This is a genomic window from Ruegeria sp. HKCCD6119 (genome assembly GCF_013110585.1).
Lineage (GTDB): Bacteria > Pseudomonadota > Alphaproteobacteria > Rhodobacterales > Rhodobacteraceae > Ruegeria.
The window spans coordinates 13542-29650 of record NZ_WVQV01000016.1 but is presented as its reverse complement, the minus strand read 5'-3'; the positions used below and the strand labels follow the sequence as shown (position 1 = coordinate 29650).

Genomic DNA, 16109 nt, shown 5'->3' with positions numbered 1-16109 from the left:
ACCCGAAACCCTTTGGCAATTGTCAGACGCCCTGAGCCTGTCTTTCCAATGCAGGCTTGTCGGTCAAAGTGATCCGTCCGCGCGATTGGCTGATCATCTCGCGCTTTTGGAAATCCTGCAAAATCCGCGTGATGACTTCGCGCGCAGTGCCCAGCTCGCTGGCAAGCTGTTGATGGGTGGCCCGGATTTCATCGCCCCCCTCGGCCAAGACAAGAAGACGCTCGGCCAAGCGCACGTCCAGATGCCCGAAGGCCACATCATCCACCACCCGCAACAGATCGATCAATCGGCGCGAATAGGCCTCGAAGACAAACTGGCGAAAGGCATCCTCTTCCGAGGCCAGACGATCAAACGAGAGCTTCGGCAGAACCACGGCAACGACATCGGTCTCGGCAATACCTTCTGCATTATAAGCTTCTTCGGCCAACATGCAGGCTGTGGTCAGTACACAGCTTTCACCGGCCTCGACTCGATACAACACAATCTCGCGCCCGGAAGCCGACCTTTGAGAGACCCGGACCCGGCCGTGATACAGAAAGAGCAGGCTGTCGGGCACATTGTCGGGCCCGAATACCTGGGCACCCTTCGGGAAACACAGGATTCGGGCGGCTGTCCGCAACCTTTCCCGTACCGGTTTGGGAAGGCGGCTGGTGCCGTGGAAACGCTCGGTCCAGTCGGTGATCGTCATCTTGCCTTGCGCATGGGTGCCACGATGCCCTCCTCGATCGGCGCGATGCGGTTTAGCAACTCACCCCGGTTTGCGGCGATGTCGGCGAGGGTCAGATCATCGAGCACCGCCATGAACGCCCGGGTCGCTTTTTGAATCGCCTGTGACAGCTTGCATATTCCGATCAGCGGACAGGTATTTTTTTCAGGATTGAAACACTCGACCACGTCCAGTGGCCCTTCGGTCAGGCGAATGACATCGCCGATGACGATGTCCTCGGCCGGTTTGGCCAGCCGGAACCCACCACCCCGACCCCGCGTGGTTTCCAGATAACCGGCGCGGCCCAATTCGTGCACGATCTTCACGATATGCGGTCGGGCCAGCCCGTGCACGCGCACGACATCGTCTACGCGGATGCGGTTCGGCGCCTTAAGCGCCGCCAACTGCAACGAACGCAGAGCGAAATTGGAATAGGATGTGAGTTTCATGTACGCCTTTTTTTCGAAACCTCTATTCTAAATATAACTTATTAGCAAGCTCGGCGATCTTGTCACTGACCGGGATGCGGCACGGAACTACCTGAACCGATGAAATAAAGCCCAAAAGACCGAAAGGAAGACCAATGACCTTGCTTCTTGGGGACGTAGTTCCCGATTTCCAAGCGGACACCACGACCGGCCCGTTTTCCTTCCAACACTGGATCGGCGACGACTGGGCGTTTTTTTCAGCCATCCCGCCGACTTTACTCCGGTCTGCACCACTGAAATGGGCCGCATTGCGCAGCTGGCCGACGAATTTTCCGAGCGTGGCGTGAAACCCATCGATCTGCGCACCGACACCGTCGCCGAACACCTGCGCTGGATCGAAGTCGTCAACGACACCCAGCATACGAACCTGACCTTTCTCATCGTGGCCGACCCTGATCTGAAGATCGCCAAACTGTATCAGATGATCCACCCGGCGCAGTCCGAAACCGCCGCGGTACGGTCGGTGTTCATCATCGACCCCGACGAGGTGCTACGCCTGACCATGACCTATCCCATCAGCGTTGGGCGCTACTTCGAAGAAATCCTGCGTGTGATCTATGCGCTGCAAACCAGCGACGCGAAATGCGTGGCCCTGCCCGCCGATTGGGTGCCTGGTGGTGCGGCGATCATTCCATCATCAATTCCGAATGAAAACGCCAAGGAACTGTTCCCGCAAGGTTGGGAAGAGATCCGGCCTTATTTGCGGAAGGTGAAACTGGCCGGCTGAAAGGTCGCCGGACTTGCGCGGGTTCTGTCGCAAATTTCTTTGAGAGTTGTATAGACGAAACTTGAGAGGCGAATACCCCACCAGCTGGATAAATTGCTGAAACGGACGAAGCCCGGGCGCAAATTGACCTTTGCGGATCATGTTTGCCAATTCTATGCCTGCCAGGACAGATGCGGCTGAAACGAGTGATTTGAACCCCAGCATGAGTCTGATCCTTCGTTTGATGAAGCGGTGGTCTTGTTCAATGATGTTGTTGAGGTATTTCAGCCTGACCGTCTCAATCAGGATCGGGCAACCAAAGCTTTTGAGCATCTTGTTGATTGCCGTGATGCCAACTGTATTGGCAGCACTTTTGTCGATGACGATCTTGCGCGGCAAACCGTTAACCTCACGTGCGCGGGCGAAGAACGAGCGGTGAACATGTCTGATCTGTTTTGGCTGACCGACGCCCAGGTAGCGGGTGTTGAGCGGAATAGTCTTCATTAGTCGCAATGGTTTGCGCTGGCGCGATGCGCCGAAGGAATACGGCCCGCACAGTTGAAGGGGACTGTGGCCCCAGTGGGGCCGCGTAAGCCCGGGAAACGCTCTACAACCACTGGAAACGGTGGAGCGGCAAGGGCATCTTCGCCCGGATGATAGCCGGGTTGGCCGCTAAGCACGGAGACGATAAGACCGTGATGATCTCCTCTCATCGAAACTGCGTTTCGACTGCCGGGCAGTGGACGCGACCTACCTGAAGGCGCACCGCACAACGACCAGTTTGGGCGTCAAAAAGGGGGGCGTGGACGCCTGATTCACTGCCCAGCAAGCGCATCCGAAGGATGCTGCCGAGAGGGCGCGATCATGCTTTTTTTGAGCAGGCGCAGTTCCAAGTCCTGTTCTGCCACAACTTCTTTCAGATCGCGGACCTCACAGCGCAGGCCTTTGACCTCGGTCGATGTCGCAGCACGTGCCGTGTCGCTTGCCAGACGTTTCTTGCCGGCTTCCAGGAACTCCTTGGACCAACTGTAGTAGAGGCTCTGCACTATGCCCTCGCGGCGACACAGCTCTGCAATGCTGTCCTCGCCCTTCAGGCCGTCCAGTGCGACCTTGATCTTCTCTTCCGCTGAATACTGCTTGCGGGTGGCGCGGAGGATGTCTTTGACGACCTTCTCGCCGTGGCTCTTACACGTTCCGGTCATGCGCTACATTTGATCCACTGGATCAAATGCTAAACGCTTTGACCTATATCATCTCCACTCCTTGGTGGTTACGATGTGCCAGAAACCCTCTCTTATCAAATCGACCTAAACTGTCCCATTGGCGCTGACGTCCGACACGTGGCAGTCCGCAGCGCCACCAGCCAGGAACGAACCCGGTGCATTGCGTGCAGGTCCAACTGGTCCTGGCTCTTCTCAGTGACCGTGTGCAGGTTTGGACGCATCACTGCTTCTGCAATTGCCTCCGCATCATTGTAGTCCTTCTTTTGTCCCTTGTTGAATGGCTTCACATAGGTCGCTGGGATGATCCGAGGCTCAAAACCGAGCTCTCGCAGCAGTCGGCTGACAAAATGCGCGCTCATGCAGGCTTCCATCCCAACGATGCAACGCGAAAGTTTCTCAAAGATCGGCGTTAGTTCTAACCGCTCAATCTTCTTGCGCAAAACGCGCCGGCCTGCATGACCAAAGTCGACGAGGTGGCTTGTGTCTTTACCGATGTCGATGCCCATGACTGCGATCTTTTCCATGTCTTCTGGGATTTTTGGCAAGCTCAAGGATTGGAGACGCGTGACGACACGCTATGACCGATCACCAAAGGTGTTCCTCTCGGCCATCGCGCTCGCCGCTCTCGTCATCTATTGGTTATGAATCCTGACCCTAGGATTGCGCGGGCCAATAGAAGAGAACCAAATCCACCGGCATGCCCGGGCTGATCAGTGAATATTCAAACACAGGATCATCATAGAGGTCATTCATTCCCGAAACAGCATAACCTTCCGTTGGCATCCAGTTTTCGTCAAAACCCATCTCATAGTCGCCATTTTCGTCATGGTAGGCCACAACGCTATAGTAATCGGCATTCAGATCAGGGAAGTCCACGCGTTGCGGTTCCATGCTGGCCGGAAGCGCGATAAAGCCAGCGGCTGCGTTGTAATCCAGTATGTCGAAGGCGGCAGCGTTAACAAAGGCCATGACAACAAGTTGACCTTTGTCACTGCGTGCGCCGCGCAGGTTGATCACCAGCCCATAGTCGGAAGGCGTTCCTGTCGAAGAGGCCGAGGTCACGGCGATGTCGGTGCGAAGACCTGAGGCGACCCAGGCTCCGCCAACAAACAGGGCGGCTGTGGCCAGAACCCCGAAGATGCGTTTTGAGTTGGACGGCATGGCTTGGTCCTCGCCTTAAGAGTGGTTCGAAGTTTTGGCGTCTTGTTTCTTGGGCTGCCAGCCGGGCGGACGGAACAGAACCCCCAGCTTGTTCCGGAAACCCGGCATACGCCACGCATCGCGAAAGACACGGGTAAAGCCGTGGAAAAACGCCACAAACGGATTCACCGAATTGATGGGCGTAACCAGACCATAGGTGACTTCCTCGTTCTCCTCTTCGAATGTGCCAAACATACGGTCCCAGATGATGAAGATCCCGCCATAATTCTTGTCCAGGTACTTGCGGTTTGACCCATGGTGCACACGGTGATGCGACGGCGTGTTCATGATGTACTCAATGGGCTTCCAAAGCTTGCGAACCACCTCGGTGTGCAGCGCCGTCTGGTAGAGCTGCACCAGAAGTTCCGCAATCAAAACAACGAAGGGATTGAAGCCGAGAAGAACCAACGGCAGGTGGAAGAAGACGGGCCAGAAGCCATCCAGCGGACCATGCCTGTAAGCCACCGAGATGTTGAAGAAAGGTGAACTGTGATGCACCGAATGGGTGGCCCACAGAATATTGATCCGGTGCAGGATTCGGTGTTCCCAGTAATAGGCAAGGTCCGCAAGAACCAGCACAATCAGGAACGACGCCCATGTCGTGGGAATGTCGAACACAGCATATTGCGACGCCCAGACATACGCTCCGACATAAAAGCCGGCCATCAGCACAAAGGTAATCGCAATGAAAAAGCCAAGAGTGATGAAGTTGGTGACCGTGTCCCCAACCATCTCGAAGCTAAGCTTTTTCCCTATGGCGTAGCGTACAAGCTCAAAGATCAGGAAACCTATTGCAAAGACGAAAAACCACTCGTCGATCATTGTCTCCCAATAGTTGAGCTGAAAGTCGCTAATGTACGTGTTGAGGAGTTCCATTCTCATCGCCTCCTAATAAGTTGTCTTTTGTGACAAGTAATGGATTTCAGACCCATGTCAAGTAGACCGCTCGACAAATGAAGCTCTGGTTTAAAAACGCATTCACTGCAGGAAAACGCTGCTTAATAAAGAAAAGGGTTTGGCCGCTCTCGAGCTCAGATCTTCTTCCCGAGCACAGCATCGTCGTTTCGCAATATAAAATACAGCCCGGGCCGGAAACTTCGGACGGGGGTTCACCAGAACGAACCATCCCCGGTCGGATGGCAATCTCGATGACGAATGGCATCTGGACGAAGTTGTTGTCTCGATCGTGGGAGCCGACGCCTTCAGAACCAATAGCGAGCAAGCATTCAAGTGTTTACACTTGGCCGCCTGCGGTCAAACGAATGCCACGATCATTGCGGGGCATTTCATGCGATCACCGCTTGAAAGTATGGTGTTACCCAATCAACCCAAGTCGTTCGCCCGGAGCCGCAAAACGCCGTAGATTGGGGAGTATCTCAGTTAGGGCCGCATCCTGAACACCAAACCAACGAGAAAGGTCTGCATAGAGCTGATCGGTGGAAGTCGTTGGGATCAGCACGCCGTCACCCACATCCAGCGGGTTGTCATCGCCCAACCCCAGGACAGGGTAGTTACCGAAAATTCGGCCACCGACAATGGGACCCCCCATCACCAAGGTATTGCCGCCCCAACCGTGGTCCGATCCGTTGCCATTCGATGTGAGCGTGCGGCCAAAATCGGAACCGGTAAAGGTGACAACCCTGTCCGCCAGCCCCATGTCTTCGAGCGCGGACTGGAAGGCGCCCAGAGCTTGGGACAACACGGCAAGCATGCTGGCATGGGTTTCAAGCAACTCATCATGATGGTCCCAGCCGATGTAGCGCACAAAAAAAGTCTGCTGCTCCAGCCCGAGACGATCAGAGGCGGCGATGGTGCGGCCACCATCTTGAGTTGCTGTGCGAGGTCAGTTTCAGGGAACCTGCCCGGGGCCTCAATGCCCTTGGTGGCGGCAGCGAAAGTCTCGTGCTGGGCCTGGGCGTTTCGCGTCAGGCGCAGGTAGGTTTCCCTGAAGGGATCTCCGGACTGATCGGCTGACATCATACGATTGAAACTGTCATTCAGCAGATCATTGAGTGGGGTAAAGCATGTTTGACATTGGGTGCATTCCTCTTCTGGAAAAGTTAAGCCACCGATGGAAAGAAGTCGCCCGGCAGCATGAAAAAACCCAGCACAACCCTGGCGATCTGGATACACCAGAACAGGACCGGCTCAGTTGCCATGCAGACATCGGTCAACAAGAAAGCTTGTCCAGACGATATGCCAAGGACGCTCCAATATAGAAACAACAGACCCCAAAGAAATTGATAGCCCAGGAGAACCGAGGTCATCAGCAGGGCGAACACAATGTAGTTTGCGGAATGGCTGCGTTTTATGCGGGGTCTGCCAGATTTTCACATAGCGAAATTGCCATCGCCTTCGACTGGTTCACCCACTCTGCCGGCATCTCCAAGGCAGCAAGCGATGCCGTGTTGAAGTAAAGCGCCACTATGCCATGCGCTGCGCGCTGGGTGTTGACCTCTGAAGCCCCGGGATAGTTCCGCTGCAAAACCTCAGTAACCTGCGCTTCAAATCCAAGGATCGAAGCCCGGCAGTTTAATCTGAGTTCACCATCCTCTTTGGCCCGAGCCGTAAGAGCCGCAAATGCCAGAACCAGATCGGGTGACGAATCTGACTGATCGGAGAATAGGTAGTTCACCAAGGCATGCGCGGGCTCTGAATCCGGCAATGCGGCAACCAATTCGTTCGCAGCACTGTTGAACTGGTCCAACACGTAATCCTGCAAGGCCACGATCATCTCATCCCGGTTGCCAAGGTGGTGACGGATCAGTGGGCGGGTCAACCCCGCCTCTTTTGCAATCGCACTCAAGGTGGCACTATCCAGGCCCATCCGTGCGACACAGCGCACAAACGCCTCCATGACCTGACCATAGCGCTCATCGCGATTTGAAGGGCGTCCCATTGTTCTAATCCCAATATTTCAGCCGCAATGACGACTGAGCGGTTCCACCGGATAAGACAGCAACATCCTTGAATTCTGGAGGCAGGCCCTCGGTCGGGACCTGGACCTTCATGTCCAGGTCACCATCCATGTCCTCATCGTAAAGAGCGGCAAAAGCGTAGTCTCCCAGGGGCAAATAATGAAACGTGAAGGCGGTCTTTGAGCCGGACGCCGGTATCTGTGCCATCGCTGCCGCATTGGTTACGTCCATTGCCTCAAATGCGTCAGCTTTATTGAAGCCGGCTACGATGATTACTCCATTTCCGTTTCGAAGGCCTTCAACAGTAGTCAGAAATGGTGCGTTATTGGAGGGTTGAGCAAAAGAGCTGTTTGCAATGGCCAAAAAGGCTGTCATCGCCGTGTATCTCAAAAATCGCATCAGATCACCGAAAGCTGCCAAGTGTAAGCGAACATAGGTGAAGCACGATTAATTCTCAAATGCGACAGCAAACTGCAATCCCAAACCCCTGAACGTTCAAATCGGTCATAAGAACGTTGGTTTCCACACTCTCCCACACACGAACTAGGCTCCAGACTCATTGAATTACAGCCAGAACAGCACGGTAGCTGCTAGAGCGATGGCCAAAAGGAATACCTTTGGGCATCTGTCATATCGGGTTGCCACACGCCGCCAATCCTTCAGGCGTCCGAACATGATCTCGTATCACTGCCCGGCAGTGCATTGCACAGCAATGTCACGAGAGGGGCGGTTGCGTCGTTTGTAGCGGCGCTTGTGGCGACCGCTAAATTTCTTTTCATCATCTACAACCGGCTCAAGAATCCCTGCTTTCAACTATTGCTGCGCCTGCGCCCTCTTGCACTCGATGTAATCCGGAATTTTAGCTACAGGCACAGCTCGGACAAATTTTTTGATCAATTTCTCAGCTTGCTAGACGCGAGCGGTTTGACGCATTGAAAAGTGGTCGTTTGGGCCGCGAAGCAGTCCGGACTTTGTCAAAGCACTCCTAACCGTTTTCGGATGCAGAGCATACTTTCTGGCAAGCGACGCTACTGAGTGAACCCTCGCTTGATCTACCACTGAGCCAAATAGCAACGTACCTAGCTCTACTCGGACGTTGTCCAAAATGAACTCCCGAAAAACCTCTTTGAAAGGTCCGATGTGCTTAACACCGCGTTCGGCCTAGACCCAGTGAAAAAGCCCTCCGAATGTTCCCTGCGGCCCGGACTGCGATTGGTTCTTTTCAGAGCTATTCAATAGGTATCTCAGGCCGTTTCGAATTCCCTCCTCGCCCCTCGATGTGAACTCGTAACCTACCTTAGCGGCGTGATCCCAGTTGTCTTCGTTTAGCTTCGAAAACGCGGTATGAGCCCCAAACTCAACACATGCCCCAAGCATCTCGGTAGAACGGCTCGCCAGGTCAATCGGCTGGCTATCCATCCAGCTCGATACCATATGACCTTCCAACCGTTTCTCCACATAACCTTGAAGTTCAGAAGGTCTTCGAGTTTTTGAGTGCGCCAGGATGTCCTCAAGATCCGCAATGTCAGGTTTCAAGTACGACGCGTCGATCTTCGCACCATTGCTTGTTGCCTTACGCGCTCGAACCAAAGGTACGTTGTGATATCGACAGGTTCGAACCGGGCTAAATGTCCAATTGATGCGTGCTGCGCCCACTCTCAATCCGTCTCGGTTGGTCTCAATGTCCGACAGCAAGCAAGCCGGGCAGAAAGTTTGCCTGTTTCTTAAGAGAAATTCCTGAAAGAAGTTCTCGCTGCGATAACCGTAAGCGGTATTCTCTCAGGAAGGGCTCAACTATTTGGGAAATAGCAAGGTAGCTACAAGTCTTACGCCCCAACCGTCAGGTCCACTATCTGGGCCGTCGGCCCAGTAGCGTACTCCCCCGCCTACGCTGATAAGTTGAACCCCGAGTTGGGTAACTTTGGTGACAACACCGTTGATTGGCACAGACCATTGATCGGTTTCCCAGTTGTAGGTGGACTCAGTGTTTAATGTGAACGTCCACGCGTTCGAATTTGTGTAGGAAATAAATGGCTGTAAGAACGTCTGGTTGATGTCGGTATCACCATCAATGTCCCAGATGTGATTTGTAAGGCCACCATATGTCCACTGACCCTGCTGTTTGAGTGCCACGCCGGTAACTCCAGCACCCCACTCTCCGAGACCTAAGCTGTTATCTGTCGACGTTGGCAGCAGAAAAACGGGGCCAGCCCCCCAGATCCAACCGCCCGCACTTGGTTTTTTGGGCGAAAGGAATAAGCTTTGAACAGTATCTCCTAGCCCAGTCTCGGATCCAGAACCCGGCAGGCCACCATCTATGGAGGCAATTGGAAGAATTGTTCGGGATATGAGGTTCCAATCATCCGTAAGATCAAAGGGAACAACCGGTTGTACGTTTAATATCCAATGCGAACCATTTCTGTCGGCACCCAAATTCTGATCATAGTTCAGCTGGAATGGTACACTAATGAGAGCGGCCACGGGGTTAGCAAGTTGCTTTGCTAGTTCTTCTTCCTGGGACTCTGCGCACGCAGTACCAGAAAGGGCACCAATCCCGGCAAGTATGGAGCAGCGTAGCAACCTGAGGTTCATAGGCGGTCTCCTCTTAGCTGGCCGTTTTCTCATGGGTGGCTTGCACTTGAGATCGCCAGGTAGGCAATGACGTCAATGGCCCACTCACAGTCCGCCGCCGCCGAACTGGATGAAATTATCCAGCACGGTTGACTTATAGCCAAAATACTTGATCGAACATGGCTTTCAGACTGTCTCCATAAGCGTATCCGAAAGCACATCCTCGGAGAGGGCCCCCGGTGCGCCTATCGCGACAAGCCTTGTTTCGGGTTTGCGGTCACCCCATGTTCCATCCCGTGCGATGTCCATACGTTTTCCAACGACCTGAACAAGAATGCGATGATCCGGATCCTCCTCACTGAAGACAAAACCCTTGAGACGATAGACATCACCGGGAAGCTTCCGAATAGCGCTGCGGAGAGAGGATAGGCTTATGGGGTGTTCAGCTTTCATCATAGTTGTTGAAAAGCTGTCTGAATGATCAGTGTGGCGGCAACCGCAGTCGGGGCCATGTTCATGATGATCGGGTATTTCTGTTTGTAGCTGTTCGGCGGCAAAGCGACCGACTGAAAGAAGTATATCCAGTGGGACGTCCGCATTGACAGCTTCGACAAGACGATAGCGACGGAAGCGAGAGCCAAGCCAGTCGTGCACCTTCTGAACTGTGGCCCTGTCGACAAGATCAACCTTGTTCAAAATGACCATGTCCGAGAACGCAATTTGACGAAGCTTCAGTTCCATTTGTTCTGGCGCAGCAAATAGCTGTTCCGCATCGACAAGACACATAAGGCTGTCCAAGCGGATCATGTCCCGGAACCGTTGATCCGTAAACGTCATCGCGATTGACGATGGATCCGACACTCCGCTTGCTTCAAGGACGATGTATTCTGGTTTCTCAGGCCGAGCGAGAACAGCTTCTACCGTTTCAATCAGATCATCTCGTATCGAGCAGCAAACGCACCCATTCGCGAGGCTCATGACGTCATCTTCGAGGCCGACCACCAAGTCTGCATCGACGTTTATGGATCCAAAGTCATTTACAAGAACCGCAACCCGCAACCCGTGATTGCCGGTCAGGATGCGGTTCAAAAGTGTTGTCTTACCGGCTCCAAGAAAGCCGGTAAGGATCGTTACGGGGATCGCAGAAGTCGAACCGAATTCAATCATGATTGGATCTCCTCTCAGTCTTCATCGCGCGAGCCGATTATATCAGAAACTTTGATGGTAAAGTTCTGCGGCCAATCTCCGCCGGGTGCTCGGAAAACGTCAGTTGGGTAGTATTCGCGTGGATCGATCTCCATATCACGGTACTTCTGGTCTTGCTGATCTGCTCGGGTGAGCCTCGGATTCGGTAATGTGATTTCATCCGGAAGCTCAATACGCCCGGCCTCGGCTGCCGCAGCCAGTTCACGAAATGGTGGCACAGTACCGGATTTTCCGGGCAATGCAGCTTTCCTGTACCAGATTGCATCCTTGGTCACGTTCACAACGGCTACATCGAGACCCCATTGGAACAAACCGTCGTAGTGGGCGCGAATACCAGCCAGCATTTCAGCGTCAATGTCTTCGTCCTGGGTATAGTGTGTCACCATTCCCAAACGCGGCCTTGTGTCAGCAAAGAGCTTACCCACGGCATAGTGGGAGGTGTGATGCGTATCGATAGTGTAATTAAAGAGATCCTGTGGGATACCGTATTTGTAAGTCATCAACTGACCAATATCCTGTCCCGACATTTCGGTTACAAAGACATCAACGCCTTCGCCGTATTTCCGTGAAAGCTCATCCGGGCGTCCATCGCCGGTCCATACAAAGCTCAGACCGTTCCAATCAAGCCGATAACCAACTGCGCCGTCCTTGGCATGACTGCGCGGCCAGGACCGAACAGTCACACCGTCTTGGTCATAAACGATGCCACCTTCTTGGCGGAAATCGAACTCGTTGACCTCGATCTCATAGCCGTCCCCAATCGGGAACACATCAAAGGCCTCCAGATGCCATTTGAGCATCTGTTGCATGCCTTTGACCATTCCAGCTGTGCCAAGTTCGGGTGTCCGACCAGAGGGACCATGGATGCGCAATGGTGTATACCCTCCAGACCAAGCCCGGAACGGATAGATATAAGGAATGTCGGCGTAGTGATCGACATGCAAATGAGAGATGAAGATATCGTTGATCAACTGCCCAGGCACTTGCATCGCAATGATGTTGCGGACACAACCGGACCCAAAGTCGAAGAAGAACCGTTTTCCATTCCCCAACTCCACCATGATACAAGTACCCGCCTGATCTTCGCGCGGCGGATATGGTGTTGAGCCGCAGAATGAGATGCGCATCTCATCTGGCCCCAACTCCTCACTAAGCGGAAAATAGTTCGCATTTGAACCAGTCATGTACTTCGTAGGACGGAAGTACTCTGGCAAAGAGATGCCGCCTGCGGGTCGACCACCATATGGGTTCTTGAGTGTTTCTCCCAGTGGACCGCCTCCTTCGTGGGCCTCGGCACTTCCTGCCGCAAACCCAGCTGCCCCTGTCGTAGCCGCTCCAGTTGCCAAGCCCTTAAGAACACTCCGCCGCGACGGGTCTTCAATTTGATCTGATGCCCGAACCTGTTTGTCGTCCTGGTCTTTTCTATTGTCTTCCTTGGTCATGGATTGGTCCTCAGTTGGAAGTATCTCAAAGGTTGCGCTTCAACATCCGGCGAAGCTCGTTGATGAGTTCAGATTTGATGTGGGCCCATTCGGCGCGCTCTAAGGCCGAGATCGATGCGTCTTTCGAAAACGCAGATGCTTTCTTCAGGTCTTCGATGACCTCGCCGAGTAGCGCATCCGTTCCGATACGCCCCGACAGCACATCAGAAAGTTCTGGAATTTCTTCAATCAGGTCGACCGTCACTGGAAAAGTCCCGACACCCACTATCTATTCTCAAATCAAGATGAGTGCGGTTGACCGCAAAGGCCAAGTGAGTCACCGTGAGTTGGGGGTGAGTTGACATTGAACAAATCCAACGATTTAACAATAAATCAACATGTTGGGCAGCCTTCTCCGGAACTCATTCGGGAAGCTCTGAGCCGAATCGTATCAAGCGACGGGTTTCAAGCTTCACCACGACTCACGCAATTTCTCACCTATATAGTCGAGGAATCTCTATCTGGTCGAAGCAATCAGATTAGAGGCAAAGCTATCGCTGTTGAGGTCTATGGGCGGCGCATAGATGGTACTGGTGGTCAAAACCTGGTTCGCGTTGAGGCAAGGCGGCTGCGTCGTCTTTTGCATCAGTTCTACGAAGATCACTGGGACGGCAATGGAGTTCGCATTTTTGTTGACCCCGGCGGATACAAGCCGCGGTTTTCATTCGAACCTACAATCGAAGACCGCACATCAAGTGAGCTGAAGAGCGACAATCCAGTAGGCCGTTGGCGTTCGCGGCAACTGCTGCATGCAGGACTGGGTGTTCTTGCATTGGTCGCTGTGCTTGGCATCTGGATGAGCCAGGATAGCAGGGAGGTTGTGCCAACAACTCGATCCATCGAACAAGCAGAACGTGTGGCGCTTGGTGAACAATCATTGACACGACTCCAGGCGGTCAACCTTGCGGATCAAGCCCGCGGCATGTTTTTCCCCGTTTTTGATGTCAAGCGTCAGCAAATAGCGCTGGGAATGTTCCAGTACGCCAGGGAACTCGACCCGGGTCTGTCCGACGGCTATGCCGGATCAGCGCAGGTCTTGGCGATCCTGGCGGTGTTGTCGCCGGATGAAGCACAAAGGGATGATCTCTTCAATCAAGCCTCGAAAATGTCTGGAAAAGCGCTTGAATTGTCCCCCTCTGATGCGTGGGCAAACGGCGCAAATGGTTGGGTGCTGGCTGTCAAAAACCAGCCAAACGAGGCATTGAAATACGCTAGAATGTCCGTCGAACTGGCGCCGAAGGATGGCCATATTCTCGACGTTGCAGGTATGACCGCCATCTTGGCTAACGCCCCGGAACTTGCTGCCGAGGTTAGCAACCCAGAGAGACCCAAATCAGGATCTGGTAGGTTTGGTGCGAGAAACATCTGGGGCGTTTCACAACTAATGCTCGGGAACTATAAAAGTGTTGTTGAAGCCTTTCAGGGAGCGCCAGCTGCCGGAGCGCCAGTCAGTGCGCCTTCGCTCTTATTCCAAGCCGTTGCGTATGATCAGTTGGGAAATTCAGAAGAAGCACGACGGCTCGTCACTGAAATGCGCAGGACATGGCCTGAGTTTCCGTCCGAGTTTCTCGCCGGCAGGATTTTCCACAACGACGTCAATACGCGGAACATAATACTGGAGACGCTGAGTAGATACTGACGAAACGTATCGCGCCTATTGCCTAGAAACGAGCGTCAAATTCTATTCATATAATTCCGCTTTTAAATCACACGGCGTTGATAAAATCGGTGATAGAGCCAGACCACGCCGTCTGTCGATTGAGGATGGGCTTTGCAGATTTGCAAAGCCCGCATTCTACGCATTGCAGACGTTCGCGAGAATCCAAGCAAAAAGGCCGCATGGAACCCAAGGTTCCTTAGGAAGCCCCTTTGCGTGATCGAGCAACGCAAAGGACCATAACCGCAACGACTGAGCCAAAAACTGATTGAATTCATCGTTAAGGCAGACAATCGTGCCGCGCAATACTATGGGCAAACTACGCAAACTTATTGGGTGCGCGAAGTGTTATTCGCAAACCTACACATGATGTAGGTGTTCTCATAACGATGCATTACTATCGTTGATTTCATTCAGGAAATTCGGCTGTGTTCGCCCATAATTTTGCGCGGCATTTGCGCATAAGTTTGCACGATTTGCCCATAAGTTTGCACGATTTGCCCATAAGTTTGCGCGGTTCAAGAAACGCGCTAAATTGAAAGTAGTCACCGCACATCTTCTTCAACTAAAACCGGGCGCCTTTCAATCAAGAGTGCATTCTGATTGGAAATATTCAACCCTGATCATAGGGAAGCAGTTAATTCGCAGGCTAGTGATAGATCCTCGCTTCAAGAATGGGCATTTCCGTAACTGCCAGGTGAGCGCGTTCAAACCGACGCGCTCACTTTGCTTGGTTTTGTTTGTCACTACGGAGTTAAGAGCGATGTATCACTCTGCGGCAACCGCTTCCTCTTCCAGTGCCGGGTAATCGGTGTACCCTTTTTCAGTGCCGCCGTAGAGAGTGGTTGGATCGAGCTCATTCAGCGCGGCGTCTTTCTCCAGCCGGTTGACAAGATCCGGGTTGGAAATAAACGGCCGACCAAAGGCCACCAGATCGACGGCTCCGGTTTCAACCGCTTCAACCGCCATTTCGCGGTCATAAGCGTTGTTGCCGATTTTCGCACCGTCAAACAATTCATAGAGCGCCTTCAGATCGCCACCTTCCGGAATATCGCGCGGGCCGCCGGTCTGTCCCTCCACGAGATGGAGATAGGCCAGCCCATAGCCATTCAGCAATTTGACCGCATGGGTGAATGTCGCCTGTGGGTCGCTGTCGGAGATGTTGTTGGCGTCCGAGAATGGGCTGAGGCGGACACCAACGCGGTTGGCGCCCCAGACATCGACAACCACGTCCATGACCTCTTTCAGGAACCGCGCTCTATTCTCGACAGGACCGCCGTATTCGTCTTCACGCTTGTTGGATTCGTCCCGCAGGAATTGATCGATAAGGTATCCGTTGGCTGCGTGGACCTCGACACCGTCGAAACCGGCCTCTTTGGCGTTTTCCGCAGCCCTCCGGTAGTCCGCAACGATGCCAGCAATTTCTTCGATGGCCAGAGCCCGCGGTTCAGATGTTTCAACAAACTGCTCACCATCAAACGTCTTGGCCTTGGCTCCAATTGCGGATGGTGCAACAGGGGCGCCACCATCCTGCTGCAAGCTGTAATGCGAAATCCGGCCCACATGCCAAAGCTGGATTACAATCTTCCCGTCCTTGGCATGGACGGCCTCAGTCACTTTTTTCCAGCCGTCGATCTGCGCTTCGGAATAAATGCCGGGCGTCCAGGCATAGCCCTTGCCTTGGGGCGAGATTTGCGAAGCCTCCGTTATGATCAGACCTGCACCCGCCCGCTGGGCGTAGTACTTGGCCTGCAATTCATGGACACTGTCATCCTCGGCTCTTGCCCGGTTGCGGGTCAATGGCGCCATGACAATGCGGTTTTTCAGCTCGATTGCACCAGCTTTGATGCCGGAGAACAGTTTTTCATCAGCCATTGCTGCTTCCTTCTTTTGTAAACTTCGTTCAGATATTATTGGACCGATTAGTCCAATATTAGGATCACCGTCTCTTGT

General features: G+C 53.5%; 12 protein-coding genes and 9 pseudogenes. 4 read left to right on the top strand and 17 right to left on the bottom strand.

The window, feature by feature from the left end:
• Positions 1–22 precede the first annotated feature (22 nt).
• Positions 23–688: a Crp/Fnr family transcriptional regulator gene (locus GS611_RS20040; protein ID WP_171638356.1), complete on the bottom strand. Its 666-nt coding sequence runs from the start codon at positions 686–688 to the stop codon at positions 23–25.
• Entirely contained in the window at positions 685–1155 is a 471-nt protein-coding gene (locus tag GS611_RS20035) for an Rrf2 family transcriptional regulator (protein WP_171638354.1), read from the bottom strand. The genes GS611_RS20040 and GS611_RS20035 overlap by 4 nt, the downstream gene beginning before the upstream one ends.
• Before the next feature lie 134 nt (positions 1156–1289).
• Between GS611_RS20035 and GS611_RS20030 the strand changes: the two are divergent.
• Positions 1290–1921 (top strand): annotated as a pseudogene (locus tag GS611_RS20030) (peroxiredoxin).
• Positions 1922–1996: 75 nt separating this feature from the next.
• Here the strand turns inward: GS611_RS20030 and GS611_RS20025 are convergent.
• A pseudogene (locus GS611_RS20025) lies at positions 1997–2329 on the bottom strand (DDE-type integrase/transposase/recombinase); the annotation flags it as partial.
• A 12-nt stretch (positions 2330–2341) separates the two neighbouring features.
• Here GS611_RS20025 and GS611_RS20020 point away from each other — a divergent pair.
• Positions 2342–2702: pseudogene (locus tag GS611_RS20020) on the top strand (hypothetical protein); the annotation flags it as partial.
• A 67-nt stretch (positions 2703–2769) separates the two neighbouring features.
• Here GS611_RS20020 and GS611_RS20015 read toward each other — a convergent pair.
• Positions 2770–3102: pseudogene (locus tag GS611_RS20015) on the bottom strand (transposase); the annotation flags it as partial.
• A 137-nt stretch (positions 3103–3239) separates the two neighbouring features.
• A pseudogene (locus tag GS611_RS20010) lies at positions 3240–3647 on the bottom strand (transposase); the annotation flags it as partial.
• Positions 3648–3657: 10 nt separating this feature from the next.
• Here GS611_RS20010 and GS611_RS20005 point away from each other — a divergent pair.
• A pseudogene (locus GS611_RS20005) lies at positions 3658–3768 on the top strand (IS5/IS1182 family transposase); the annotation flags it as partial.
• A gap of 9 nt (positions 3769–3777) precedes the next feature.
• On the opposite strand, the gene GS611_RS20000 reads toward GS611_RS20005, so the two are convergent.
• From GS611_RS20000 to GS611_RS19950, 11 genes and pseudogenes are all read right to left on the bottom strand, one after another.
• A complete protein-coding gene (locus tag GS611_RS20000; protein WP_171638353.1) occupies positions 3778–4284 on the bottom strand; it encodes a DUF2141 domain-containing protein in 507 nt (168 codons plus the stop codon).
• 15 nt (positions 4285–4299) lie between these two features.
• Entirely contained in the window at positions 4300–5199 is a 900-nt protein-coding gene (locus tag GS611_RS19995; RefSeq protein ID WP_171638351.1) for a sterol desaturase family protein, read from the bottom strand.
• A gap of 439 nt (positions 5200–5638) precedes the next feature.
• Positions 5639–6142, bottom strand: a pseudogene (locus GS611_RS19990) (DUF1501 domain-containing protein); the annotation flags it as partial.
• A gap of 489 nt (positions 6143–6631) precedes the next feature.
• On the bottom strand, positions 6632–7222 hold the full coding sequence (locus GS611_RS19985) for a TetR/AcrR family transcriptional regulator (RefSeq protein ID WP_171638349.1): 591 nt from the start codon (positions 7220–7222) through the stop codon (positions 6632–6634).
• 4 nt (positions 7223–7226) lie between these two features.
• Positions 7227–7640 (bottom strand): DUF2141 domain-containing protein, encoded by a 414-nt coding sequence (locus GS611_RS19980; RefSeq protein WP_171638347.1) that lies wholly within the window; start codon positions 7638–7640, stop codon positions 7227–7229.
• 165 nt (positions 7641–7805) lie between these two features.
• Positions 7806–7922: pseudogene (locus GS611_RS19975) on the bottom strand (IS5/IS1182 family transposase); the annotation flags it as partial.
• Positions 7923–8402: 480 nt separating this feature from the next.
• Positions 8403–8984, bottom strand: a pseudogene (locus tag GS611_RS21355) (TniQ family protein); the annotation flags it as partial.
• 51 nt (positions 8985–9035) lie between these two features.
• Positions 9036–9833, bottom strand: coding sequence for a transporter (locus tag GS611_RS21210; RefSeq protein WP_171638345.1), 798 nt, complete (start codon positions 9831–9833; stop codon positions 9036–9038).
• Positions 9834–9998: 165 nt separating this feature from the next.
• Positions 9999–10979, bottom strand: coding sequence for a GTP-binding protein (locus GS611_RS19960; protein ID WP_171638343.1), 981 nt, complete (start codon positions 10977–10979; stop codon positions 9999–10001).
• A gap of 14 nt (positions 10980–10993) precedes the next feature.
• Complete coding sequence (gntH, locus tag GS611_RS19955) at positions 10994–12460, bottom strand: guanitoxin biosynthesis MBL fold metallo-hydrolase GntH (RefSeq protein ID WP_216598352.1); 1467 nt, start codon at positions 12458–12460, stop codon at positions 10994–10996.
• Between the two features lie 25 nt (positions 12461–12485).
• Positions 12486–12704 carry a hypothetical protein gene (locus GS611_RS19950; RefSeq protein WP_171638341.1) on the bottom strand — a complete coding sequence of 73 codons (219 nt, stop codon included), beginning with the start codon at positions 12702–12704 and terminating at the stop codon, positions 12486–12488.
• 99 nt (positions 12705–12803) lie between these two features.
• Here GS611_RS19950 and GS611_RS19945 point away from each other — a divergent pair, with 99 nt between their 5' ends.
• Positions 12804–14138: a hypothetical protein gene (locus GS611_RS19945; RefSeq protein WP_171638339.1), complete on the top strand. Its 1335-nt coding sequence runs from the start codon at positions 12804–12806 to the stop codon at positions 14136–14138.
• A 786-nt stretch (positions 14139–14924) separates the two neighbouring features.
• Here the strand turns inward: GS611_RS19945 and GS611_RS19940 are convergent.
• Positions 14925–16031, bottom strand: a complete 1107-nt coding sequence (locus tag GS611_RS19940; protein WP_171638337.1) for an alkene reductase — start codon at positions 16029–16031, stop codon at positions 14925–14927.
• Between the last annotated feature and the right edge of the window lie 78 nt (positions 16032–16109).